The 24499-nt window shown below is 65.8% G+C and carries 25 protein-coding genes; 16 read left to right on the top strand and 9 right to left on the bottom strand.

The genetic code is table 11. The annotated features are described in order from the left end of the window. Positions 1–391 precede the first annotated feature (391 nt). Both BN4332_RS23440 and BN4332_RS23445 read left to right on the top strand, forming a co-directional pair. Positions 392–658: a hypothetical protein gene (locus tag BN4332_RS23440; RefSeq protein WP_066901891.1), complete on the top strand. Its 267-nt coding sequence runs from the start codon at positions 392–394 to the stop codon at positions 656–658. A 159-nt stretch (positions 659–817) separates the two neighbouring features. Continuing rightward, positions 818–1627, top strand: coding sequence for a L,D-transpeptidase (locus BN4332_RS23445; protein WP_084459387.1), 810 nt, complete (start codon positions 818–820; stop codon positions 1625–1627). 487 nt (positions 1628–2114) lie between these two features. Here the strand turns inward: BN4332_RS23445 and BN4332_RS23450 are convergent, their stop codons facing one another. Beyond that, a complete protein-coding gene (locus BN4332_RS23450; RefSeq protein ID WP_066901893.1) occupies positions 2115–2981 on the bottom strand; it encodes a DUF732 domain-containing protein in 867 nt (288 codons plus the stop codon). A gap of 166 nt (positions 2982–3147) precedes the next feature. Here BN4332_RS23450 and BN4332_RS23455 point away from each other — a divergent pair, with 166 nt between their 5' ends. The 5 genes from BN4332_RS23455 (at position 3148) to BN4332_RS23475 (ending at position 7474) form a co-directional block, all read left to right on the top strand. Continuing rightward, positions 3148–3987, top strand: coding sequence for an SDR family oxidoreductase (locus BN4332_RS23455; RefSeq protein ID WP_066901894.1), 840 nt, complete (start codon positions 3148–3150; stop codon positions 3985–3987). 710 nt (positions 3988–4697) lie between these two features. Continuing rightward, a complete protein-coding gene (locus BN4332_RS23460) occupies positions 4698–5387 on the top strand; it encodes a hypothetical protein (protein ID WP_160110915.1) in 690 nt (229 codons plus the stop codon). Between the two features lie 475 nt (positions 5388–5862). Beyond that, on the top strand, positions 5863–6330 hold the full coding sequence (locus BN4332_RS23465) for a hypothetical protein (protein WP_235654181.1): 468 nt from the start codon (positions 5863–5865) through the stop codon (positions 6328–6330). Between the two features lie 88 nt (positions 6331–6418). After that, on the top strand, positions 6419–6919 hold the full coding sequence (locus tag BN4332_RS23470) for a hypothetical protein (RefSeq protein ID WP_160110916.1): 501 nt from the start codon (positions 6419–6421) through the stop codon (positions 6917–6919). 3 nt (positions 6920–6922) lie between these two features. Next, positions 6923–7474: a hypothetical protein gene (locus BN4332_RS23475; protein ID WP_066901897.1), complete on the top strand. Its 552-nt coding sequence runs from the start codon at positions 6923–6925 to the stop codon at positions 7472–7474. Between the two features lie 192 nt (positions 7475–7666). On the opposite strand, the gene BN4332_RS33335 is transcribed toward BN4332_RS23475, so the two are convergent. Continuing rightward, entirely contained in the window at positions 7667–7996 is a 330-nt protein-coding gene (locus BN4332_RS33335) for a hypothetical protein (protein ID WP_160110917.1), read from the bottom strand. A 690-nt stretch (positions 7997–8686) separates the two neighbouring features. Here BN4332_RS33335 and BN4332_RS34615 point away from each other — a divergent pair. Both BN4332_RS34615 and BN4332_RS23485 read left to right on the top strand, forming a co-directional pair. Continuing rightward, positions 8687–11062, top strand: a complete 2376-nt coding sequence (locus tag BN4332_RS34615; protein WP_235654182.1) for a polymorphic toxin-type HINT domain-containing protein — start codon at positions 8687–8689, stop codon at positions 11060–11062. A 103-nt stretch (positions 11063–11165) separates the two neighbouring features. Next, positions 11166–12122 carry a leucine-rich repeat domain-containing protein gene (locus tag BN4332_RS23485; RefSeq protein ID WP_160110919.1) on the top strand — a complete coding sequence of 319 codons (957 nt, stop codon included), beginning with the start codon at positions 11166–11168 and terminating at the stop codon, positions 12120–12122. Between the two features lie 444 nt (positions 12123–12566). On the opposite strand, the gene BN4332_RS34620 is transcribed toward BN4332_RS23485, so the two are convergent. Further along, positions 12567–12749 (bottom strand): hypothetical protein, encoded by a 183-nt coding sequence (locus tag BN4332_RS34620; protein WP_235654183.1) that lies wholly within the window; start codon positions 12747–12749, stop codon positions 12567–12569. A 230-nt stretch (positions 12750–12979) separates the two neighbouring features. On the opposite strand from BN4332_RS34620, the gene BN4332_RS23495 reads away from it, so the two are divergent. Beyond that, positions 12980–13369: a hypothetical protein gene (locus tag BN4332_RS23495; protein ID WP_066901899.1), complete on the top strand. Its 390-nt coding sequence runs from the start codon at positions 12980–12982 to the stop codon at positions 13367–13369. 119 nt (positions 13370–13488) lie between these two features. Beyond that, positions 13489–13683 (top strand): hypothetical protein, encoded by a 195-nt coding sequence (locus BN4332_RS23500; protein ID WP_066901900.1) that lies wholly within the window; start codon positions 13489–13491, stop codon positions 13681–13683. Between the two features lie 53 nt (positions 13684–13736). On the opposite strand, the gene BN4332_RS23505 is transcribed toward BN4332_RS23500, so the two are convergent. Then, the gene (locus BN4332_RS23505; protein ID WP_066901901.1) at positions 13737–14108 is read right to left on the bottom strand and encodes an immunity protein CdiI family protein; all 372 of its coding nucleotides are present in this window, start codon (positions 14106–14108) and stop codon (positions 13737–13739) included. Positions 14109–14428: 320 nt separating this feature from the next. Here BN4332_RS23505 and BN4332_RS23510 point away from each other — a divergent pair, with 320 nt between their 5' ends. Beyond that, entirely contained in the window at positions 14429–15574 is a 1146-nt protein-coding gene (locus BN4332_RS23510; RefSeq protein ID WP_066901902.1) for a glycoside hydrolase 5 family protein, read from the top strand. A 12-nt stretch (positions 15575–15586) separates the two neighbouring features. Here BN4332_RS23510 and BN4332_RS23515 read toward each other — a convergent pair whose 3' ends face one another. Beyond that, positions 15587–16660, bottom strand: a complete 1074-nt coding sequence (locus BN4332_RS23515) for an alpha/beta fold hydrolase (RefSeq protein WP_066901903.1) — start codon at positions 16658–16660, stop codon at positions 15587–15589. Positions 16661–16735: 75 nt separating this feature from the next. Between BN4332_RS23515 and BN4332_RS23520 the strand changes: the two genes are divergently transcribed. After that, the gene (locus BN4332_RS23520; protein ID WP_066901904.1) at positions 16736–17617 is read left to right on the top strand and encodes a LysR family transcriptional regulator; all 882 of its coding nucleotides are present in this window, start codon (positions 16736–16738) and stop codon (positions 17615–17617) included. Here BN4332_RS23520 and BN4332_RS23525 read toward each other — a convergent pair. Beyond that, positions 17614–17967 (bottom strand): VOC family protein, encoded by a 354-nt coding sequence (locus tag BN4332_RS23525; protein WP_066901905.1) that lies wholly within the window; start codon positions 17965–17967, stop codon positions 17614–17616. The two genes, BN4332_RS23520 and BN4332_RS23525, sit on opposite strands and share 4 nt — an antisense overlap. A 209-nt stretch (positions 17968–18176) precedes the next feature. Between BN4332_RS23525 and BN4332_RS23530 the strand changes: the two genes are divergently transcribed. The 3 genes from BN4332_RS23530 to BN4332_RS23540 all read left to right on the top strand — a co-directional run bounded on the left by BN4332_RS23530 (position 18177) and on the right by BN4332_RS23540 (position 20468). Then, positions 18177–18539, top strand: a complete 363-nt coding sequence (locus BN4332_RS23530) for a DUF6766 family protein (RefSeq protein ID WP_066901921.1) — start codon at positions 18177–18179, stop codon at positions 18537–18539. Continuing rightward, positions 18520–19596 carry a hypothetical protein gene (locus BN4332_RS23535; RefSeq protein WP_235654184.1) on the top strand — a complete coding sequence of 359 codons (1077 nt, stop codon included), beginning with the start codon at positions 18520–18522 and terminating at the stop codon, positions 19594–19596. Before BN4332_RS23530 ends, BN4332_RS23535 begins: the two co-directional genes overlap by 20 nt. Before the next feature lie 92 nt (positions 19597–19688). Beyond that, the gene (locus BN4332_RS23540) at positions 19689–20468 is read left to right on the top strand and encodes an SDR family NAD(P)-dependent oxidoreductase (RefSeq protein ID WP_066901907.1); all 780 of its coding nucleotides are present in this window, start codon (positions 19689–19691) and stop codon (positions 20466–20468) included. On the opposite strand, the gene BN4332_RS23545 is transcribed toward BN4332_RS23540, so the two are convergent. Genes BN4332_RS23545 through helR form a run of 3 tightly spaced genes read right to left on the bottom strand, consistent with a single transcriptional unit; the run spans position 20433 to position 24445 of the window. Continuing rightward, entirely contained in the window at positions 20433–21068 is a 636-nt protein-coding gene (locus tag BN4332_RS23545; protein ID WP_066901908.1) for a TetR/AcrR family transcriptional regulator, read from the bottom strand. The genes BN4332_RS23540 and BN4332_RS23545 overlap by 36 nt on opposite strands. Positions 21069–21075: 7 nt before the next feature. After that, positions 21076–22281 carry an FAD-dependent oxidoreductase gene (locus BN4332_RS23550; protein WP_066901909.1) on the bottom strand — a complete coding sequence of 402 codons (1206 nt, stop codon included), beginning with the start codon at positions 22279–22281 and terminating at the stop codon, positions 21076–21078. Beyond that, entirely contained in the window at positions 22274–24445 is a 2172-nt protein-coding gene (helR, locus tag BN4332_RS23555; RefSeq protein WP_096866977.1) for an RNA polymerase recycling motor ATPase HelR, read from the bottom strand. The genes BN4332_RS23550 and helR overlap by 8 nt, the downstream gene beginning before the upstream one ends. Between the last annotated feature and the right edge of the window lie 54 nt (positions 24446–24499).

A 24499-nucleotide genomic window follows, 5' to 3' on the forward strand; every position in this document is an offset into this window, starting at 1 on the left:
CGGGGCGAAAGGCGGCGCGTTCGCTGGCGCTCTTCCTTAATTTATGCAGCCGCCCTACGTGCGCGTTTCCACACAATGTAAGAAGATGCTGCGATTGTCACGGCCCAGTTTGACGGCATTTGGGCGCCCTGGCCGAATCGAGGTTGCTGGCACCCGCGCCGGCGATGATCTTGATCGAGCGATCAGCGTCCTGAGCGCAGCGGAGCGCGACGATCGATGTCAAATCCTGGAGTGTGAATTGCGTCTCTGTCGCGGGACTTTCGATGTGTAAAAGGCGCCTAAGAGGGATCCTTAATAAGTCCACGGCCAACTCGATGCGTCGTCACAGCTTGGCCGAGCACGCTTGGCACTGAATAGAAGTGCCGTGAAGCTCCGCTGGAGGTCATTGAACATGGCGACAGAAGCTGCCGGCTCGACGGTCATCGAGCTGGCGACACACCCGCTCTGGTGTTCGTCGCAGCGCTACTCCCGTGAGCTCGCCGCCGCCATGCGCAGGCACCCGTCCTCTTACCGGTTCGACAGCGATGGCGACGAGCACGACGCCGATTCTCTGCGCTCGATCCAGCCGGGACTGCGGACCAGCAACCGGGTGACCCCGCTTTCCTGCGCCAGGGTGCTCAAGATGAATGCCGTGCGCCGCGGCGCCGCCGAAGACTGAGCGCCGTCTCGTTTACCACGTTTGCCTGCGGCCTGCCGTGGCCGAAACGTGACGAACGCTTGACCGAATTGTCAACGTGTGACTACACATTCGCGCACCTGTCGGCCCATACCATGACAACGTTCAAGATCATGGGGACCTCGCAGAGGAATCGAATTGATGCGCGCGGTGGTGCAAGGCGTTGTCGTGTTGGTCGTGGTCGCCATGACCTACTACTGGGGTGATACCGACAGCATCGACACGGCGGCGGTCAGCCAGCCGCTGACGTCCGAAATCGAATCGGTCGCACCGACCGATGGCGCGCCCGTCGGGGTGGGACACCCCGTGGTGGTGACGTTCAAGAACCCGGTCACCAACCGGTCGGCGGTCGAACGTGCCCTTGGACTGAAGTCGACTCCGGCCCGTCAGGGCACGTTCGAGTGGCTCGACACCAAGGTGGTGCAGTGGACGCCCGCCGAGTTCTGGCCGGCGCACAGCACCGTGATGCTGTCGGTGGGCGGGATGCGGACGCAATTCCAAACGGGGCCAGCGGTAATCGGTGTCGCCGACATCTCCGATCACACCTTCACCGTGACCATCGACGGGATCGGTGAGGAACCGCCGGTTCCGCTGCCGGCGCCGCACCACCTGCCGCACGCCGGCGAGGAGGGGGTGTTGCTGGCCTCGATGGGACGCCCGGAGTACCCGACGCCCGTCGGCACCTACACCGTCCTGGCGAAAGAGCGCACGGTCACCATGGATTCGAGCAGCGTCGGCATTCCCGTCGATGCCGCGGACGGTTACCTGCTGGAGGTGGATTACGCCGTCCGCATCACCCACCGCGGGATCTTCGTGCACTCGGCGCCGTGGGCCGTGCCGTCGATGGGGCTGGAGAACACGAGCCATGGCTGCATCAGCCTGATCCCGGCGGCCGCCGAGTGGTACTTCAACACCGTCAGCGTCGGAGACCCGGTGATCGTGCAGGAGTGACGAACTCCGCTCTACGGCAAGTCAAGACATGAGAAAGGCGCCTGGCCGGCAAAGCCAGGCGCCTTTTCTGACGCGATGTGCCGAACGGGGCTACCCGGGTCCGGGCAGGGTCGGGGTGCCCGCCACCGGTCCGCCTCCGGGGGAGGTGGTCGGCACGCCCTTTCCGCTCGGAGCGCCCGCGGCGACTGCCACCGGGGCGGNGCACAAGCCTGCGCTGACAACAGTTTTGACCTTGGTTCGAGCAAAGGTGGTCATCCCCGACCGACTCCTTTGATTGTGCCTGGAAATGAGAACTAAGAGGATTGTCAGAGCGAAACGGTAGAGCCGCCCGGGCCCGAAGTCCACGGAAGTTCTCAGATGGATGCGGGGTCGACACGTGAGTGCGCCGGACTCGTGACCGCATCGTTTCCGATCGGAACCGTCCGTCGTGATATGGCTGAACCGGCCGGCGGTGCAACTGTGCTTCCCGGTGCGATTTTCGCAAACGTCACTGACCGAGTGTGATCTGAATTCCTTTGGCCACAAGCTGTTCGAACGTGTAGCTGAATTCGCCACGACGTCCGACAGACAGGACGTAGCGGTCCTGACCTTCGGTGAGTGGCACCGTGAAGGTGAAGGTGCAGTTGCTGGTACCGCTCGTGCCGGGTCCGAGCGTGGTGGCGGCCAGGATCTCGGCCTTGCCGTTCTTGACGGTGACCGCGGTGCCTGCGTTGACGTCGTCGTAGCCGTTCGCACCCTGGCACGCGGTTCCATCCGAGGCGATACCGCCCATGCCGATATTGTCGTGGAGCACGAAAGTCCCGGTTACCGTGATGGTTTCGAGAATATGGAAACCCTGGGAGAAATGCGGGCAGAAGGTGTCGACCGCGATCTTGTCGGCCGGTGACCCCTGCTGCGGCTCACCGTCTTCGAGTTGGCGGCACACCTGGCGGCCGTGGGCGACGGCGTTGGCGTCGGAGTTGAACTGGTCACTGAGCCCGGCGTCCCGGAGTGCGGCGAGGTACCCGGTTTCCGGTGGTGGCGGTGTCCTGCGGCTCGCCACCAGCAGCACCCACACCACCGCGGCCGTCATCACGATGATGATCGTGGCGGCACCGGTGGCCAGCCAGGTCGACCGGATACCCGGTTTGGGCAGCTCCAGGTAATCCGGCAGGGTCCGTCCGCCGACCGGGTCGTTCGACGTGGCCCGGCCGTCGCGGACCCGGTTCGTCGGATGCCCGGTCACGAAGTAGCGGCCCTCGTGCCGCGCCGTCGGGTCGGGACGCCACCCGGTCGACACCTCGTCGTGCACCCGCCCGCAGCGGGCGCAGTTGCCCGCCGCATCCAGGTCGGAACCGCAGAACGGGCACGTCATGGCGCGCGGTCCGCCACCGGTGTGCCGTTTGTGATCACTACTCGGTTATATGCCGGTCCGCCCAGTTGCACAGCGGGCTGGTCAGATTGGCCCTTCGGGTAACCGCTGAGCACCTGCACGGCACCCCAGGCACCGGCGGGTGAATCCGCGGTATACCGTGCTTGCCATGACACAGGTGACGGTGATCACAGGCGGCGCGGGTGGCATGGGGCTGGCCACGGCCAAGGTCGTCGGCCGAGAGCATGCCGTGGTGTTGTGTGACGTCCGGCAGGACCGTCTCGATGCCGCGGCAGCTGCCCTGGCCGGGCAGGGCACCGCGGCGACGATCGTGAACGCCGACGTCACCGACCGGACCGCGGTCGACCGGATGCTGGAGACGGCATCCGGTATCGGAACCGTCCGTGCGGTCATTCACACCGCCGGGGTCAGTCCCAGCATGGGCGACGCCGAGTACGTCATGCGAACCAACGCGCTCGGCACGCTGCACGTGAACGAGGCCTTCTTCTCGACCGCGGGCGAGGGGTCCGCGATCGTCAACGTGGCCTCGATGGCGGCTCACCTCCTGCCGGAGGAAGTCATTCCGGCGCAGCACTTTCCGCTGGCGCTGCAGAACCAGGACCGTTTTCTCGCCGAGATGCTCGCGGCCTGTGACGTAGCACCCGAAGAGATGAGGTCGGGTTTCGCCTACGCGATCAGCAAGGCGTTCGTGAAGTGGTACAGCTCGTCGCAGGCCGAGCGGTTCAACGGCCGCGGCGTGCGGATCGTCTCGGTCTCCCCGGGCTCCATCGACACCGAGATGGGCCGGTTGGAGGAGCAGGCCGGGGCGGGCGCGATGGTCGCCGACGCCGCCGTACCGCGCTGGGGCAAGCCCGAGGAGATGGCCGATCTGCTGGCCTACTGCGCGAGCGAACGGGCGGGCTACCTCACCGGCACGGACATCCTCAACGACGGCGGTGTCGTCGCGTCGATGCGGGAACGGGCCAGGCTGGCCGCCGCGGGCGGCTAACCGAACACTAGAGCGGTACCGGCGACCACATGCCAGTCGATGCCGGGATCTGGGGGCGCCAACGGCACTCGGCCCGCCCTCGTGAAACACGCGGCTGATGGCCGTCGACAGCTAGCTCCGTAGTCGACACGGAGTATCTGCTATCGGCACCGGCGTGCTCTTGTAATGCCATGTAGTTCAATATCATTCGCTCATCACTGTGCCACCGCATCTACCGATCAAACGACTTTGTCTACCCGCCAGCAAACAAAGTGATCTTGACAGGGTTCCATTTCGTGTGGTTCCTTGTCCGTGACTCGGCTAAGCCAGGTCTGGGACTGAGTCGTTTCGGGGGAGGTTGTCACTGAATGTGGGTCTGGTACAACACGGCGCGATGGTGGGTGCGTTGGCTGGCCATGTCGCTGTGGTTGACGTTGTTCTTGGGGTTGTACTACTGGGCCCTGTTGCTGCCACGCCCGCATTGGTGGACTCCGTGGCCAGCCTGGGTGACCGTTCTCAGTCTCCTCGTGCTCGGCCTCGCCGCCGGGGCGGCGTGCGTGCTGGCACATCAACCCTTCGCCACGTCCTACAAGGCTGCACTCGACGGGTTGAGCAAGCTTCAACTCCGAGCAGTGGCTCGCGCACGGCGTCGTGGGCCCATCCCCACAGACCCAGCCGTCCTGGCTGGAGCCGTGCGTGTCAATGATCTCGTCGGCACCTATCACGATCGGGTGTCCCCGACGGTGCAGCGAGTTGCCTGGGGGTTGATCGCGATAGGGGCGGTACTGCTCCCCATTACCCAGTTTCTCGATCACAACCCCCGTGCCGGCGTGCTGTATCTGATCGTGTCGTGCACGATGGTGGCCGCGTTGCTGGGGCCCAAACTGTCGCGGCACCGCCGCCGACAGCACGTGGCAGCGTTGCGGGCCGCCGCCGATGCCCATCCCGGCGTTTCAGCGGCTCTCGCCCTTAGCCCGGCGGCCCCCGTCTCAAGAAAGCGCGAAATTCGGGTTCGTGTCGGCACGGCTGCGCTGGTGGGCATCGTGACTGGCGTGGCGGCAACGTTCGTCACCATCGCCGGCGACCACAGCTGCCGTACCGCCAAGTCCGCGGTTCGCGACATCGCTGAGCACTGGGAGTTGCTCGACCCGAACGGCATCGCGATAGGCGGGCCGGAACTGGCTGAATACCGTGCCTGGTCACAGCGGCTACAGGGTTACACCGAGCAGGTCGGCGAACCCGTCGTCGAATCCCAGTTGCGCCAGATCGCCGCCCTGTCAACCGATGCCGTCAGGATAGTGGAGCAGACACGAACACCAGGGAACACCGGGGGGACCGTCGCACCCCAAGACCTCTACCGGGACATCGCATACCAACTCATTGCTGCAGACAAGAGGCTGCTCGAAGACTGCACACGGTAGCCCGCCATTCAGCCGACAGCAGCCGCACCCCGGCGCCGGCTGTACCTCGATAGCCCGGGATGTGTATCGGTCACCAAGGGTCCGGCGACGCGATCTGATTGCCGCTGAGCCCGCCGACACTGAACAGTTACCCGCTATGATGCATCAGCATGCGTCCGACGTCGTCGTTTAAGTTGTCTCTCGCCTTTCTGGCAAATTGGTGCACGGCTGTCGTTGCCGCTGTGCTGACCGCGGCCACCAGTCTCTCCGCTGCAGCCCCGGCCGGCGCCGAGCCGATGACGGTGTGCCCGCCGAACCAGCCGTCTTACTGGAATGGCCAGCCGTGCTTTCCGCAGCCGTGCGTGCCGCCGTACGCGCCGGGCATCCCACCGTGCTTCATGCCCCCGCCACAGATCGGGCCGAACGGCGTGCCGGTGTTCGGGTGAGCCACGTCGAGCTCCCCGGGAGACGATTCGTCACTGCGAAAGTCGCTCGCATGGTTGGCGACTCGGCGTGGTGGGCGTTTGTGGTCGGCGGGCTCGTGGCGGAGACAAACTCCTTCGGATTCCCCCGCCGCTACGCCGATTACCGCAGCGAGTCCATCTTCGGAGTCGGCTTGGGCCACAGCGACTTCGGCTGGACGGCGTATGAGCCGCTCACCGACCGGACCTCATCGCCGATGCTCGACTTCTTCTACAGCGTGAACGCAGTGCTATCCATCGCCGCAGCTGCCTTGGCCGCGACCGTGATCGCCGCGGTGGTCGACGCTGTCGCGGTGGGTCGCTGGCCTGCCGGAGTCGCAACGATTCTCGCGCCGATCGCAGGTGCTGGCGTCATCGTCACCGCGCTCCACTACCGGAGCGGGATGGATCTCACCGTGGTGTTCGTGCTGGTGCTACTCGGAGTCGCGATCCGCGAGGCGTGGAGCCGGGTGTGGGCGCCCCGACCACAGCGAGAGATCTGACATGGCAATGGATCCCGAATTACCTGAGCCCACGTTGCCCTGGTGGCGACGCCCACCCGGATGGCCCCTCGCCGCTTTCACCGGGCTCGTGGCTGCGGCAATCCTGCACGCGGCCAGCGCTCCCGGCGTGTTCATACTGACTGCGCTGGCTCTGCTCGGCTGTGTCGGAATCGTCGCCCTCACCTGGATGGCGCGCGTGATCATGGCGATGCGGCACCGCCGCTGGGACTACCGTTATCTCGTCGTACCCGCCATCGGGATTCTCACTCTGACGCTGGTGCGGTGCGACGTGCCTTTTCACGTGCGCTGGGCACACGCGCGACCCGCGCTGGAACATGCCGCCGCTGATGCGCTCGCGGGACGGCTTCCCCCGCTCGAGCGTCTCCGGGCCGGGACATTCGACGTGTCGCCAGAGGTGCGAGGCGGAACTGTTCGATTCCTGGTCTGGAACTCAGGCGGCTTCCTGGATATCCACTACTTCGTGTACGCGCCCGACGGGTCCACGCCCCAGTCCCACGGTGAGCACCCCGACCTGGATTCCGTGCGTCACATCGGGGGGCCGTGGTGGAACGTGATCGAGGACTTTTGACCTGTGAGTGAGCCGCCCCCGTCCGCCTTCTCCTGGCTCCTGCGCGGCATCGACATCGTGTTCGTCGCAGCAGCGGGGTACCTGTGCTGGACTCTGGTGTGGTGCGCCGGTCCGTTCGAGCGCATGGGCTGGATCTTCCCCGCGTTCGTCGTCGGGCCACTGCTATTGCTGGTCGGTGCTGTCTACTTCGGGGTGTCCGCTGCCCGGCGGCGAAGAGTGGTGGTCCCGGTCGCTGCGATCGCCGCGGTGATTGCCCTGTCGATGCTTCTGATCGGCACGGGCGTGGTGCAGAAGGCGCGGTGGGCGCATGCCCGTTCCGAAGTACTCGCTTTGGCGGATCATCCGCCGGCGCGCGGCCAGACCCAGCACCGCTGGATCGGCACCTATCCCGCCACCGTGCACACGAACACCACCGGAACCGTGCTGATCAAGTTCGACAACAGCTGGGACGGCCTGCTCTACGTGCCGGCCGGGATGCCCGAGCCTGAACGGGGCCGTGGTCTGGGGATCGGCCCCGAAGTGCTACCGCGCTGGTGGTACTACGACACCGACTGATCAGCCTCGACCTTCCGGCATGAAACTGCCTGCCACTTAACGGATCTGCCCAGCGGAAAAGTAGATCTGGTGATGGTCCGGGATCATGGTTGCCTGAGCGAGGAGTTCGTTGCCCGGCATTCCGGGTGTCTCCCGCTGCTGACAACTGCCGCCGTTGAGCAGCTCCCACGAGGACTATCTGAGTTCCGTTGTTCATGAGGATCTCAGGGTGATCTCGCGGGCCGGTGTGTCCGGCCCACCGGGACGAATGATTACCGACGTCGGTGTGGGGCTCAGCTCACGAACCACGGATTCGATCGCACCCCATAGAGTTTCGCAGTCTGGGCCATACAGATAGATCACGGCTGTTCCGCTCCCCACCTCGTTACCGTCGACCTCGCCGAGTCCAGGTTGGGTGTCGATGACAGCTTCGAGGCGGTCTTCAACCGCGAAGATGAACTCCAGTGGTGGTTGGCCATCTGCCCATTCCAGGAGAACCGCGTGCTCCTGCGGGGTATCGGCCGCTTCGGGTGGCGATGACATGAGTAGTGCCTCTCTTCGCTGCTAAACGCCAGCCCAGGTAGGGAGCCGGTGTGGTGATACATGGCGGCCCGGTAGTAGAGGTACGTGTTGTCCGTAGAACGACGGCTGGTCGAGCTCGTACTGGTATCCCGGGACCAAGTCGAACGCCCCGTAGAACTGGCGAACATCCGATGGTGGCTGGGCAGACCGGCCCGGCCGAGCAGATCATCCATCCGTTCTGTCGAAAGGCCCGGACGAAGATACCGGGTGAACTCGTAACCCGCTGCCGATAACTGCTCGAACAACCGCGCCGCCGACTCAACCACTCCCACCGATTTAGATTACGGGGCGCCACCACCGGGAGCAACATCTAAGGGCCAAACGTGGCAACTGTGGGTGAATGGCGGGGTGGTGTGATCGGCGGCAGGTCAAGCTCACTGCGTAAAGAGTTTGCTAGTTCGGAAAGGTGCTGGGCGTTCTTGCACCTGAATGGTCGTCATTCATGCAGTAAGTTGACGCGCAAGAGAGCATCGCTTACAGTCCGTGCCATCAACAGACACGTAACTGATCATGGTTACGAACGCGGGCTGATCGGGGGATCGCATGCCGGGGGATCGAGGCTGTACGCCGGATGAAGGAAACTTTCTGCACGACAGTCAGCAAAGTATCTGGTCGCGGTGGCCGGCCCGCTGGCTAGCGGCGGTGTGCGCGGTGGCGATCACCGTCAGCGGGCTGCACTTGATCACACCGGCACCGTCACAACGATCCGACCAGGCGGCACGAACAGTGTCGGCAGCCCAAGGGTTCGCCGACGCCGCGACCGCTGCGTTCACCGAATCGGCGGTCGGCTCTGATCCGGCCCTGACCACTGAGCAGCGCCGCACCGGATTGCCCGACGCGCCGGTGGCCGGGCTGAGCGCACAAACCCCAGCCGGCCCGGTCCAGGTGGTGTTGCCCGGCGGACTCGGGAACGCTCAGCACACCCCCGGCGGACAGGTCATCTACCCGAATGCCGGTGCCGGCTTTGACATGCTCGCCGAAAACACCGCTTCGGGCACCCGCACCGTCGCCCGGATCAGTGACCCGGCCGGGCCGCGGATGGTCACCACCTTCGTGCGGACACCTGCCGACACGGTGATGCTGGCCCACACCAACGGTTACCTGACCATCAACCGGGCCACCCCGGCCGCCGAGACCATCGGCATGTTCTCCCCGGCCGAAACCCGCGACGCCACCGGCAAGTTGGTGCCCAGTTCGTATGTGGTGAAACAACTCGCCCCGCAACTCTATGCGTTGGCCGAAGTCATCGACCCCCAACCGCACACCACCTGGCCGGTCTATGTCGACCCACCCCTACACGTCGGCACCCCCGGCGCTCCGCTGCCCCAAGGGTTCCTCGACTCGTTCACCAACACCGTCAGCTCACTCGCCGACACCGCAACCTCAGCGGTCTCCACCGTCGCCTCAGCCACCGCGTCGGGCGCAAAAGCCGTTGGCGGGTTTGTGAAGGAAAACCCGCTGGAATCGGCCATGCTTGTCGGCGGTGTCGCGCTTGCCCTGACCGGCGTCGGTGGCCCGGCCAGCGCGGCGATGATCACCGCAGCCACGGTCAATCTGGCCAGCGCCAGCGTGGATATCGCCGCCGCGGCCCTGCCCGACAACCAAGCACTCGGTATCGCCTCCAACGTGCTGGGTGCGGCGTCCATGGTCACCCCGCAAGGCGCAGCCAAAAAGGTCGTGAAAGAAGGCACCGAACTCGCCGTCGAACAACTGACCAAACACGCCGACGATGTCATCGACGTCGCCAAAACCGCACCCACCCCACCCGCCCAGCTCGCCGACGACGTAGCAGCCGCCGCTGGCACCGCGAAACCGCCAGTGACACCGGGGGTTTCACCGAAAGCGCCGAACGCCCCGCCGGCGGCTAAGCCCACTGAGGTTCCGTGCGCGGGACAATCGTTCACCCCGGACACCTTGGTATTGCTCGCTGACGGCACCAACCGACCCATCAGCCAGCTGCGGGTCGGGGACCAGGTGTGGTCCACCGATCCAGCCTCGGGCCAGTCTGGGCCGCAGACCGTGCAGGCGGTGCTGGTCAATCACGACACCGACCTGCTCGACCTGACCATCACCAACAATGCCGGTGACTCGGCAGTTATCAACACCACCAGCGGGCACCCCTTCTACAGCCCCACCCGCGCGGACAGCACCACTACCGCACTGGCAGCGAGCACCACACCCACCAACGCCTACGGGCCCGGCTGGATTGACGCGAAAGACCTGCGCCCCGGCGACGCCCTGTACACGCCCAATGGTGCTGCCGCGCAGGTCAAAACGACCAGCCCGGTGCCCGGTGACGCCGACATGTGGGACCTCACCATCGAGACCACCCACACCTTCTACATCACCACCCCAACTGCATCGGTGCTTGTCCACAACTGCCCGATGCCAGCGCCCAAAGCCACACCGCCGGCACCCAAACAGCCCAAAGGCGGGGTGTACGTCATCCACAACCAGGACGGGGTTCCGGTGTATGTGGGCCGCGCACGCAATGTCGACAGCCGACTGTATGGGCATGCCGGCTCCGGCAAAGGCTACAAGCTTGAGCCCGGTGACCGTGTCCAGGTGTATCGGACAGACACCCGTTCAGTTCAACGCGGCCTCGAACAGAAGCTCATGGACAAATACAAGACGCTCAACCCGAATGCGAAACGGCAGCCGAGTTTGTTGCAGCGCAACCATATCCGCGCCCTGGAGGAAGGCCACCCGGACAGCAAGAAGTTCAAGGCTGCGGCGAGCAGGTATCTGCGCAGTCTGGGCAAGGAGCCGGAGGTTTCGCGGCTACCGGAGCGGGTGCAGCGCCGCCTTGACGGGCAAGAACGTTCCCAGCACGCTGCCCAACAGCAGCGTTCCAGCGCCGCCCAGCACGCACACGAGACCAACAATCCCGCCGGCCGTGGCAGCGTGAGTTCGGGCCAGGGCCGCGGGTCGCACAGTGGCCATGACCAAGGTAAGAAAGACTCTGGCAAAAAGCAGAAGCCGAAAAAGGACAAGAAGAGCAAAAAGCACCACAGTCGACCCAAGTAACCACCGCAACTCCCGCCGCACACTGGGATGAAAGGACTCGTCGATGAGTGACGACGGTGCCCAACAACAGCCCTCAACACCGGCGCTCACCAAAGGCCTGGTGTTGGAAGCCCCGATCACCGCCGATGACCTGCCCCCAGTCGGCCCACCGCTGGAAACCGTTGTGGTCAATGCCGATTACGGTCGACGTCGCCCTCGGGCCGAGGAATGGGAACTGCTGGCCGACTACATGCGCCCACACCCCCACCTGGAGCTCAAAGTCAGATTCTTGAAGAAGAAACAACCGTGGAACCTGGAATTCCTGGCTCCGTTCGGGCACCTGAGAAAGCTGTGGATCGAAGGTGCCGCCCCAGAATCGATGGACGGGCTGCGCCACGTTCCCCAATTGCGCTCATTGATTCTTCTCGGCGAGGACAAACGCCGCTCACTGGACGTGCTCAGCCAGCTCACCGAACTCAGAGTATTTATCGTCGCCGGGCACTCCCATCAACTGGATGTGCTCGCCAGCTTGCCTAACCTGCGGTCAGTAGCGCTGCGCAGCGTCAAACGCGACAACCTGGATTTCCTCGGTGGGGCTCACCACCTAGGCGCTTTGACTTTGGAGTACGGCCGCATCGACGACCTGTCAGCCCTACCAACCTTCCCCAACCTGCAGATCTTCGGCATGGGATACACCAAAGTCAATGACTTGAACCCGATCTCGGAATGCACCCGGCTGGTGCAGCTGACTTTGGACCACATGCCCGTCAGTGCCTTCCCTGACCTCAGCGCGCTCACCGACCTGGTCTCTGTCAGGATCGACGAACTCAAAGGACTCGAAGACCTCACCCCTGTGGCTGCCGCACCCAACCTGCGTTACCTCGCCGTCGACAGTAAAACTCTGCAGCCCGAGGCATTCGCCGTGCTCGCCAACCACCCCACCCTCGAATACCTCGACGCCGGACTGCGAACCGTCGCCCTTAGCGGCGAACCCAACCAAATGCTTGACCTGCCCCGCGACTTCGGCCACAAATACAACCAACTCATCCTCGACCTGGCCGACCGCATCGACGACATCTGAAAATCCGCAGTATCACATCAGAGGCACGTCAAATGCGATCGGCCGTGTCGCTATTCGTGTTCGGTTGCACCTTTCTCGATTCTAGGGAATCGAATGGTTTCGACTGCCAATTCGGGTGTCATTGGGGTTGCCCGAGTGATCACGAGTTCAAGAGTCGCCCCGGCAGGCAACGCCTGGCCCGGGCGCCTCAAACCGAAAGCGCCGGCACTGACGTACTCCTCGATCTATGGCCTGAGGATATCGTCAATAGACGCGGTCTTGACGAATGCACGTGCTGCGGTGGCAAGTTTCGTATCTGCGGTGGCCAGCGCATCTGCTTGCAGTTGGGTCAGCGCGATGTATTCAGCGTGGTATGTGTCCGACCAGTTCAACTTGGCCGCTATTAGCCATGCGTGATCCTGCATCGATCGGTCGCCGAGGCGCCGAATTCGCAGCCCGCGGATCTCATTGAGAAACCTTCCGGCCGACCCGTTCCCCGAACTCGCCGCGGCGCACCGATTCGTAGACCAGCGCCAGGGCTTGCGAACGCATCAGTGTGGGAGCGGTCAAGCTATGCTGCGGCGGAATCGTCGTTGCACCAGAGGCCAGTTTGATAGTCGCCGGCGCGTCGATGACAAACGTGGCCATCCCACCCAGAGTCAACGCCGACCAGGCGCCTGAAGTGGCTTTGACGGCCAATTCGGGAGTCGATTGATCACGAATCTGAGAGTCGGCGTTGCCGCGTCGATGTGGGTGACTGCGAATCGCGCTCACACGCTATGCCAGTCCGGCATTGCCGTATTGATGCACGCAAACCGCATTTGTTTGACGCACGTCGATCGAGAGCGAGGCGCGCCTCAACTGCAAGGATGCGTTGCATGGACTTCGCTCTGCGCTACGACAGGTGGTACCGGCCCTTTGCCAGCCTCATGGGGCTGGGACCGCTGTGGACGACAATCCGCGTCGCCGACGGGCGGCTCATCGTCCGGCATGGCTGGGCCTTCCGATTCCAGGTCTCACTCGACAAGATCCAAACGGTGGACGCCATCAAACAACGACCCAGCTCCTGGGGTGTCCACCAAGCCACCGACGGTTGGCTGGTCAACGGTTCACGGGACGGCATCGTGAAAATCACCTTCACCGAGCCAGCCTCGCCGGGGCGGGTCCCACTGGCAGTCCTATCCGGTGGATCGTTTCGTGCCCTGTACCTCAGCCTCGCCGAACCCGCGGCCTTCGTCGCAGCGTTGACGCGGCCCAGCATCCCGTAGCAGCAGAAACACAGCCCGGGCAGCATCCATGGCCTGCCCCACAGATTCCTGAATGGTGGCCGTAACTGAGACCGCCCAGCGTAAGGGCCGATTTTTTGCTGCGCTGGCAGAATGAGCCGGTGGGTTGGGTCGTAGCAGGCGCGTTTACGGCGGTGATCTTCGTCTGGTTGGGCTTGGCGTACGTGCGGGTTCAGTGGGACGAGTGGGACGTTGTCGCCGAGCAATCGCCGCGTCCATGGGTGCGCCGCGCACTGCGCCGCAAGTCGACACGAGTTCCACTCATCATCGTGATGGAAGCGCTTGGTCTTGGCTAGCTTGCTATTTCGTGGCAGCTATGGCTTGCGTATGTGATGGCGCGGTCGGTTAGTTAGTCAGCAGAGTTGTCGTCGCAGCAGGGCTGCCAGCCCGGGATCCAGCCGCCCGCGCTGTGTGTCCCTCCCTCTGTCGGCCACAGGTGCAACTCCACGATGTAGCCGGGCAATTGCGCACTAACCAGCTCTAGCAGTGCATGCCCCTCTGCGGCGTATTGGGTCGCGGCGTCTGCGGTGTCCCAGCCGCGCTCCCAATGGAAGTGCTCATCGAACAGCTGCTGCCACGCGTCTAGTCGGGTCACGAGGTCCGCGGAAAGTCCGACACTGTCCGTGTCGATACAACCTTCGGCCCACAACGGGGTGCTGCTGTAATCGCTCATGATGCGGATCATCCGGCCTGGGGCGAATTCGTAGTCGCGCACTTCCATCGCGTGATCGTGCCGGAATTCAGCCGGCTCGCGCCACCTCGTTCACCGGCCGCGATCCGGTGACGACGGCGCGCGCCCGTAGGGTGTCCGGGTGCCCCGTGGGTCGGCAATGTGGTCGCTCACCGTGGTCAGGTACCCCTCGTCGGGCACCCGAAATCAGAGTGCCGGGCAGTGCAACCCGAGCCCGTGTCGGGTACACCACGAGTGGCTGGGCGGAGGGCCGGGTACCCGACAGTTGCCGATGTTGGAGACGAAACCATAAGGAAGCCAGGTTGATTGGTAATTCGATGCAGCAGGTCAGGCAAGTTGCCGATGCCCGGATGGCCCGCCGGGCGGCGTTCAAGCTTCCGCTGGTGATGACCGTGGCGGCCGCGCTGGGCAGGACACCGCGGGCGACCGCGCAGGCCGACGGGCCGAGGGCCCGCTGGTCACCCGAGCGGGCGCACCGCTGGTACGCCGCGCAGGGTTGGCTGGTCGGCGCCAACTTCATCCCGTCCAACGCGGTCAACCAGCTGGAGATGTTCCAGCCGGCCACGTACGACCCGCAGCGCATCGACCGCGAGCTTCGCATCGCCCGGCTGGCCGGGCTGAACACGGTGCGGGTGTTCCTGCACGACCAGCTTTGGGCGCAGGATCACGTGGGGTTCCTCAACCGGCTGGCACAGTTCGTCGCCCTGGCGTCCAGCCACGGCATCAAGCCGCTGTTCGTGCTGTTCGACTCCTGCTGGGACCCGTTCCCCCGGCTGGGACGCCAGCGCCGGCCCCAGCCCGGGATTCACAACTCGGCATGGGTCCAGAGCCCGGGTGCCCAGAACCTGGACAGCAGCCGATACCGGCGCATCCTGCGCGAGTACGTCGTCGGCGTGATCGGACAGTTCCGACACGACGACCGGGTGCTGGGGTGGGACCTATGGAACGAACCGGACAATCCCGCAGCCACCTATCGCGAGGTGGAGCGGCAGGACAAAATCAAACTCATCGAAGGCCTGCTGCCGCAGGTGTTCGGCTGGGCCCGCTCGGTCAATCCCGTGCAACCGCTGACCAGCGGCGTCTGGGACGGACCGTGGGCCGACCCGCGGCAACGCAGCGCGATGGCGAACATCCAGCTCGACCACTCGGACGTGGTGACCTTTCACAGTTATGACGATCCGGCGGGGTTCGAGGCCAGGATCGGCGAGTTGGCGCCGATGGGACGCCCGATCCTGTGCACCGAGTACCTGGCGCGCGGTGAGGGCAGCACGATCGAGGGCGTGCTCCCGGTCGCCAAGCGGCACAACGTCGGGGCCTACACCTGGGGTCTGGTCGCGGGTAAGACCCAGACCTATCTGCCCTGGGACTCCTGGGATCGTCCCTACCGGAGCCCGCCGCGGCTGTGGTTCCATGACCTGTTTCACGCCGACGGCCGGCCATATCGGGATGGCGAGATCCGCACGATCCAGGAGCTGACCGGCCGGCCGTACCCCTGAACGCCACGCCGCTCAGCGGCGGCCACCCATGCGACTGACGTCGGCGACGGCGGCGACGAACTGTTCCGGCGCTCCTTGCGGCACGTTGTGTCCGATGCCGGTCAGCACCCGGTGTTCGTAGGGCCCGGTGTAGAGCGCGCGGTAGCCGGCGCCGTCCTTGGCCGCGCCGTCGAAGTCCGATCCGATCGTGATGGTCGGCACGGTGACCTTCGGCTTGCCGGCCAGCCGCGCCTCATCGGCGTCGTAGCGGGCTTCGCCGGGGGCCAGGCTGAGCCGCCACCGGTAGTTGTGCACCACGATCGCGACGTGGTCGGGATTGTCGAACGACGCGGCGGACAGGTCGTAGGTGGCATCGTCAAAGTCCCACAGTGGTGAGGCCTTGGTCCAGATCAGCCGGTTGAACTCCTTGGTGTTCTCGCGGTAGCCGAGTTCACCGCGCGGCGTGGCGAAGTAGTACTGGTACCACCAACCCAACTCGGCCTCCGGTGCCAGCGGTTTCAGGTTGGCGGCCAGGTTGACGGTGATGTAGCCGCTGACGGCGACCAGCCCGGCGCAGCGCTGCGGCCACAGCGCTGCCACGTTGTTGGCGGTGCGCCCGCCCCAGTCGTATCCGCCGATGATTGCGCTGGGAATGTTCAGCGCGTTCATCAGTGCGATGACGTCCCGGGCCAGTGCGGCCTGCTGACCGTTGCGCACGGTGTCGGCCGATCGGAACCGTGTCGAGCCGAAGCCGCGCAGGTACGGCACGATGACGCGGAAGCCCCGCTCGGCCAGCAGCGCCGAGGCGTCGGCGTAGCTGTGGATGTCGTAGGGCCAGCCGTGCAGCAGGATCACCGGTTGCCCGTCGGCCGGGCCGGCCTCGGTGTAGCCGACGTCGAGGTCACCGGCGTCGATCTGCTTGACCGGGTTCAGGGTGTGCGACGGCCTGGGCGGCGCGGTCGGCGACGGGGCCGGGGTAGGGGTGGACGACGTGCCGCAGGCGGCCAACGTCGCCGCTCCGGCGGCGGCCACCGTGAGGAATCCGAAATTCCTTCTGCTCAAACCGTTCACCGTCGCTGCTCCTTCTCGCGGGCCGTCGGTGTCCATCTCAGTCGTTTGTGCGCATCGAGTCCAACGATTGAATCTGATGAAGGTCATCGACGCGATAGATAGGCTGGCACGGTGGAGTTACGACAGATCGAACACTTCATCGCGGTCGCCGGCGAGATGAGCTTCACCCGGGCCGCCGAGCGGGCCCATGTCGTGCAATCGGCGTTGTCGACGTCGATCGCGAAGCTGGAACGCGAACTCGGTGTGGAACTGTTCGACCGGTCGCGTCAGCGCATCAGCCTCACCGCCGCGGGGGAGGCCTTCCGGCCACACGCCTATGAGATGCTGCATGCGGCGCGTGCGGCCGCCGAATCGGCCGGGCAGTTCCGCGGATCACTGATGGGCACAGTCGAATTCGGTTCGTTGATCTCCTACGGTCCGGTCGACGTCGCCCGCGCCCTCGGCGATTTCCACCGCGCTCATCCGTTCGTCCGGTTGCGGCTGCGGCTCAGCCAGTCCGGGGCGTCGGCTTACCTGTCCGCACTGCTGGAGGGCTCGCTGGACCTGGCGCTGGTGTCGATGCCCAACCGCTTCCCGGCCCAACTCGATCTCACCTTGCTGTTCGAGGAGCCGATGGTCTTCGTCTGCCGCGACGATCATGCCCTGGCGCGTCGCCGCCGCCTCGACCTCGCCGACCTGGCCGGTGAGGATCTCGTCGGTTTCCCACCCGAGTTCGGGTTACGCCGCCTGATCGACACGGCGTTTCACCGTGCCGGAGTAGAGCCGCAGACGCAGTACGAGGTTCCGGCGGGATTCGCCGCTATCGCGGAATTGGTCGGCAACGGACTGGGCACGTCGTTCATGCCGGAATCCGAGGCTCGCCGATTCGATCTGCGTGCGGTGCCACTGCTGGACCCGGCGGTGTGGCAGGTGTATCTGGCCGCACCGCGGGTCGAGCGGATGACGCCGGCCGCGGCGCGGCTTGCCGAAACCCTTTTGGCAGCCGCGGTTTAACGCGCCAACGGACTGTAGAACACCAGCCCGTTGCCCTTGTTGTCGTAGACAACGGCGCGTCGCTCATGGGCGTCGTCGTACGGGTGCTTGATGATTCCGCCGCCGCTGGCTTCGATGGCCTTGGCCGCGGCGTCCACATCGGCGGTCTTGATGCCGACCACCACCTGGCCGGGAATCGGATGATCCACCGAGGTGGCCAGGGCGAGAGTCAGCGATCCACCGTCGAGTGCGGCGAAGTGCGCGCCGTCGCGGAACTTCAGTGGCATGCCCAGCGTCTCGCTGTAGAAGCGGATCGACTCATCGAGATCGTCGGTCGACAAGATGATCATCCGCACGTCGTGGTCGGGCATCGAATACCTCCTCAAGGACGGGTTTTCAGCTTAGGCCACCGTGCGTCGGAACCCCCTTGGCCGCGGTTTCGGTCGATCACACCGCGGGTATCAGTAACGGATCGAGCTAGCTGCGCTTTTTGCGGACAACGGAAGGACGGCAACCCGCGACTACGGATCAAAAGCCGGACACCACAACAACTCTGATCGGCACGGACAAAGGAGTCATGATGCGGCATGTTCGTCGATGGGGCGCGGTATACGTACTGCTGGTGTTGTTCATCGGGTCGTGGATCGGACAGTTCGTCACTCAACTTCAGACCTTCCATGCCGAGCAGGCCGCACATGGCCAGCCGTTCCTGTGGTCGGAGTACTGGAGCGACTTCTTTGCCAGCACATTCGAGAACTGGCAGAGCGAGTGGTTACAGCTGATCTTCCAGGCCATCTTGTTGCTCGGCGCCAAGCACTGGATATTCAAGGTCGACGCCGATGACATGGAACGGATCGAAGCCAAGATAGACCGCATTCAGGACCGGCTCGGCCTGCCCACGCCTCCCCCGGAGGAGGAGCAGAGTGAGCAGGCCATCCGCTGAGATGGAGGTCACGGTAGGGCTGGTCGCCGATCCGGGGCTGTCCACCAAGATCGTCGAGGCGCTGAGCCCGAGATTGCCCGCGGCACTGGCCAAAGATGTCCGTTCCGACATCCGGTGGGTCGTCGAGACCTGTAGCCAGGCGTTGCCGCTGGACGAGGCGGGAAATGTCGCGGTGTGGAAGCACGCCGATGAGTTGAAATCCCAACGGCATTGGGACCTGCTGGTCTGCGTGACCGAGGCCACCCGTCGACGGGGAGAGACGCTGGTGGTGTCGGACACCAACATCTCGCACGATGCCGCACTGATCTCCCTGCCCGCACTGGGCCCGGCCCGGTTACGTCATCGGGTCGGCCAGGCCGTCGTCCGGGTGTTACAGGTCTTGTCCCGCCATTCCCCGCCGACCCAGCCGGCCGGTGGCCCGTGGCATCCGACCCGAGCCGAGGTCACCGATGATGACGACGGGCGAAACGCCTTTCTGGAGTTGACCCGGGTCCGGGGGCGGCTGCGGCTCATGCTCGGCATGGTCCGGGTGAACCGGCCGTGGCGGTTGCTGCCCTCACTGTCCAGTGCGATCGCGGCGGCGGTCGCAGCGGCCGCGTTCGGTGTCTTCTACTCCAGCATTTGGCGGATGGCGGACTCCATGAGTGCCGTCCGATTGGCGGCCACCAGCATCATCGCGGTTCTGGCCATGATGCTGTGGTTGATCCTCTACAACGGCCTGTGGGAGCTGCCCGGCAATCAGACTCAGCGCAAGAACGCCACCTTGTACAACGGTGCGACGCTGCTGACACTGGGTGCCGGCGTCGCGTTCATGTACGTGTTGCTGTTCCTGGTGGTCCTGCTGGGCGCACTGACGATCATCCCGTCCGGATTCCTGGCCTCCACGCTCGGTCACCCCGCGTCCTGGCGTGATTACGCCGAGTTGGCGTGGCTGGCAAGCTCGCTGGGCACCTTCGCGGGCGCACTGGGTTCGAGTTTCGAGAGCGACTACGCGGTGCGCAGCGCAACGTACGGAAAGCGCGAACAACAACGACATGCGCGAGCCGTCAAGCCATGAGAAGCCGAACCTTCCCGACCTCGAGTCTCTACTGACGTAGAGACGTGGGCTACGTTGTCCGAAACCGCGGACCGCGAGGAGGCCTACCGACCATGGCACTGGAATTCGATCTGTCCGGCCGGCGGGTGCTGATCACCGGTGCCGGTCAGGGTGTGGGCCGAGGTCTTGCCGATGCCTTCGCAGCGGCCGGGGCCACAGTGCTGGTCAACGACCTGCGGGCGGATCGGGCCGAGGCAGTCGTCGCTGAATTGCGTTCTGCGGGCGCAGATGCGGAGGCGGTACCGTTCGATGTCACCGATTACGACGCCACCACCCAGGCGGTCGCCGGCGCGGAGCCCGTCGAGATCCTGATCAACAACGCGGGCAACGCCGGGGCCGAGGGATTCGCCGCCCGGATGCCGTTCGCCGAGACCGCACCGGCCGACTGGGATCCGTTCCTCCAGGTGAATCTGTATGGCGTGCTGCACTGCACGAGGGCCGCCCTGCCGTCGATGGTGGAGCGGCAATGGGGCCGGATCGTCACGATCGTGTCCGACGCCGGTCGGACGGGGGATGCCAGTGGTGCCGTGTACGCGGCGGCCAAGGCCGGTGCCGCGGGGCTGACCCGGTCGATCGCGCTGGAGAACGGTCGCTACGGCATCACCGCCAACAACATCGCGCTCGGCACCATGCGGACACCGCTCACCGAGCCGCTGTGGGCCGAGATGGCCGATTCGCCGCAGGCCAAGGCGATCCTGTCGCGCTACCCGATCCGCAGGCCCGGCCTGCCCGAGGACGTCGCCCATCTGACCGTGCTGTTGGCCAGTGACCACGGCTCCTGGATCACCGGCCAGACGCTACCGGTCAACGGCGGTTACTCGTTCGCGATGTGAGGCGGCCGGGGCCGCGGTCACCATCGTCGTGATGATGCCGAGCAGCTGCGCGTCGGAGTCGATCGTGCGGTCGCCGCGGGCCAGGGCGAGCATCAGCCCGCTGATGAAGGTCATCAATACGTAGGCTTTTTCGTCGATCAGGTCCTGGTCGGTGCCGGCGGGGCAGAGTTCGGCCACCACGTCGCGGTGCAGTTCGAGGAAGCGCTCCTGATTGTGGCTGAATGCCTCGGCGAGTCCGGCATCCCGGCTCGAGGGCATCACCAGCTCGTAGCGGGCCTTGCTGCGGGCCAGGCGGGCTCCCGTGCCGGACCGGATGACGAGCCGGGCCAGGCCTGCCGCCGCCGACGGGCCGTCGCAGCGCGTGTGCGACCTGGTGGCTGCGGTGAGGTCGGCGAGGTCGAGATCGGCGATTCGGTTGGCCGCGGCCCGGATCAACGCCGCGCTGGTGCGGAAGTAGAACGACGTGGTCCCGTCCGGGAGCGCCGCCTTGCGGTCGACCTTCAGGTGGGTGACGCCCTTGATGCCCTCGCGGGCCAGCAGAGCTATTGCCGCATCGCACAATTCGCGCCGGCGCTGGTCGGGATTCTGTTTGCCTGCCACGCCGCACCTATCGGCGGGCCGGCTCGGGCACGCGTTCCGGCCGGACCCCGGTGCCCACCAGGTAGGCGGGGATCGCGGTGAGCTGTGGGAACTTTCGCACGATGGTCACCAGGGCGCCCGGAGGGGCCACCTGGGCACCGGCCATCACCGGCCGCATGACCTGGCGATGCAAGATGCGCTGGACGCCCTGGGTGACGACGGTGGGCAGGGTGCGCCGGCGCTGCACAGCGGCCAGGTCCGAGTCGGTGACCCGGTGCCCGCGCAGCGGCCGGTACAGCAGGCGCGCGGCCGCGACGGCGTCCTGGATCGCCACGTTGATCCCGACCCCGCCCACCGGCGACATCGCGTGTGCCGCATCGCCGATGCACAGCAGGCCGCTTCGGTACCACCGAGTCAGCCGATTGAGCTGCACGTCGAGATGTTTGACGTCGTCCCATGAGGTGAGGCCGGCGGTGTCTGCCTCGGGGATCAGCTCGGCGAGCTCGGCGCGGAACTCATCGAAGCCGCGGGCCCGCAGCCCGGCGTCGCTGCCCTTCGGGATCAGGTAGGCGACCTGGAAGTAGCCGCTGCGCGGGATCATGATCAGGGCGCGTCCCGGGGCGGTGCGCGGGATCAACGAGTACTGGCCGTCGTCGGTGCGCGGCAACCGGAACCACCACACGTCGAACGGAACCGGGTAGTCCCGGGTGCTCATCCCGGCGTCGCGCCTGACCAGTGAGGTGCGCCCGTCGCAAGCCACGGTGAGCTCGGCGGTCAGTTCGCCGTCGCCGTCCGGACTGGTGTAGCGCACGCCGGTGATCCGCCCGCCGCTGCGCAACAGGCCGGTCACCCCGGCCCGCATACGCAAGGTGAAGTTGGGCTCCTCGCGCCCGGCATCGGCCAGCAGATCCAGGAAATCCCACTGCGGCACCATCGCGACGTACCGGTGCGGTTGACGCAGCCGCCGGAAGTCGACCAACGTGACGGGCTCTCCGTCGACCGGGAATTCGGCCTTCTCCACCTTGCTGAATCCGGTCTTGCGGAACTCGTCGAACAGGCCGAGCTCGTCGAGCATGCGCATGGTGCTGGGATGCACCGTGTCGCCGCGGAAATCACGCAGGAAGTCGGCGTGCTTCTCCAGCACGGTCACCGGCACGCCGCACCGGGCCAGAATCAGCCCGAGCATCATCCCGGCGGGTCCGCCGCCCACGATGGCGCACGTGGTGTCAGACATGGGCCAGTCCCCGCAGCGCCTCGGGCAGCGGCTCGGTGTGCAGCACCCCGAGGCGTTGCGTCGCGCGGGTCAGGGCGACGTAGAGTTCGGCCGCGCCGCGGTCGCCGTCGGCCAGGATGCGGTCGGGTTCCACCACCAGCACCGCGTCGAACTCCAGGCCCTTGGTCTCCGACGGAGCCACCGCACCGGGCACCTCGGGTGGGCCGATCACCACGCTGGTGCCCTCGCGGGTCGCCTCGGATCGCACGAATTCCTCTACTGCCGCCGGGATCTCGGCGATGCTCAGCTGTCGCGACCACGGCTGGACACCGCAAGACCGCACGGATTCCGGCGGGGTCACCCCCGGGGCGAACTCGGCCAGCAGTGCACCGGCCACCGTCATGATCTCGGCCGGGGTGCGGTAGTTGACCGACAGCGTGCGGTAGATCCAGCGACCGGGCACATACGGCTCGAGCATGCGGTCCCAGGTTCTCGCCCCGGCCGCCGAGCGCCGCTGGGCCAGGTCGCCCACCACCGTGAAGGACCGGCGCGGGCAGCGACGCATCAGTACCCGCCAGTCCATCTCGGACAGCTCCTGGGCTTCGTCGACCACGACATGACCGTAGGTCCAATCCCGGTCGGCCGCAGCACGTTCAGCCAGTTCGCGGGTGTCGCGTTCCAGGAACCGCTCCGCCAGGTCCTCGGCATCGATCAGGTCGGCGGCCAGCAGGTGATCCTCGTCGTCCATCAGATCCTCGCGGGCGACCATCAGGTCGAGCACCCCGGCGGCGTAGGCGGCCTCCTCACGCCGTTCCCGTTCGGCGGCCTCTTCGCCCGCCTTGTCTCGGCCCAGCAGGTCGACCAGCTCGTCGAGCAGGGGCACGTCGGAGACCGTCCAGGCGTCGCCCTCGGCGCGGAACAGCCTGGGGTCGGCACCGGCCGCGGACAACCGGTCGGGTGACGAGTACAGCGGGGCGAGCAGGGTTTCCGGGGTCAGGATCGGCCACAACCGGTCGAGTGCCGCGGCGAACGCCTCGTTCTCGTCGAGCTCGCCGACCACGCTGGCCCGCAGCTCCTCCCAGGCCGCCTTGTCCTTGCGGGTCAGCCAGCCCTTGCCGATGCGAGCCACAGCGCGTTCGGTGAGCACGTAGGTGACGATGTCGCGGAAGGTGGGCCGGGCCTCGTTGTGTGGCAGCCCGGTCTCGCGGGCCTCTTCGATGGCCCACTGCGCGGTCTCGGCGTCGATGCGGACGGTGACGTCGGGCAGGTCGATCAGGATCGGCTCGTCAGGGACCTCCTGCCGGTCGGCCACCGCGGCGGCCAGCACGTCGAGGATCTTCAGGGAGCCCTTGATCTCGGCGACCTCGGGGGCGTCCTCGGCGGTGACGTGCAGTCCGGGCACCAGGTCGCCGGGTGTCATGAACACCGCATCGGATTCGCCCAGTGAGGGCAGCACCCGGCCGATGTGGTTCAGGAAGGCCTCGTTTGGGCCGACGACCAGCACACCGTGACGCTCGATCCGCTCGCGGTGGGTGTAGAGCAGGTAGGCCACCCGGTGCAACGCCACCACGGTCTTTCCGGTCCCCGGGCCGCCCTCGACCACCAGCACTCCGATGTGCTCGTTGCGGATGATCTCGTCCTGTTCGGCCTGGATCGTGGCGACGATGTCGCGCATGCCCTCACCGCGCGGGGCGTTGACCGCGGCCAGCAGGGCGGCGTCCTCGTCGCCCTCGTCGCCTGCGGTGGGTCGGCCCAGTACCTCGTCGGTGAAATCGAGCACCCTGCGGCCGAGCGTGCGGAACTGGCGCCGCCGGCGCATGTTCTCCGGATTGGCGCCGGTCGCGGTGTAGAACGGCCGGGCCAGCGGGGCCCGCCAGTCCAACAGCAGCGGTTCGTAGTCGTTCTCGCGGTCGAAGATGCCCAGGCGTCCGACGTAGAGGTGTTCTCCGGCAACGGTTTCCAGTCGCCCGAAGCACAGGCCGTTGTCGGCCACATCGAGCCGGTGGGCCTCTTTGGCCAGGGCCCGCACCTCGGCATCGCGTTCTACCGCGGTGCCGCCGTGCTCGCGCAGCGCGGCACGGCACCGGTCGCGCACCCGGATGCGCTCGTCGTCCAGGCGGGTATACAGCCCGTCGACATAGATCTGTTCGGACTGCACTTCGACGTCGTGATCGTCAGCTGGCACGTGCTCCCTGTTCCTCCGTGGCGTACTCAGGCCAGCGATTGTGCGCCATCACCC

Source organism: Mycolicibacterium houstonense (assembly GCF_900078665.2).
GTDB lineage: Bacteria > Actinomycetota > Actinomycetes > Mycobacteriales > Mycobacteriaceae > Mycobacterium > Mycobacterium houstonense.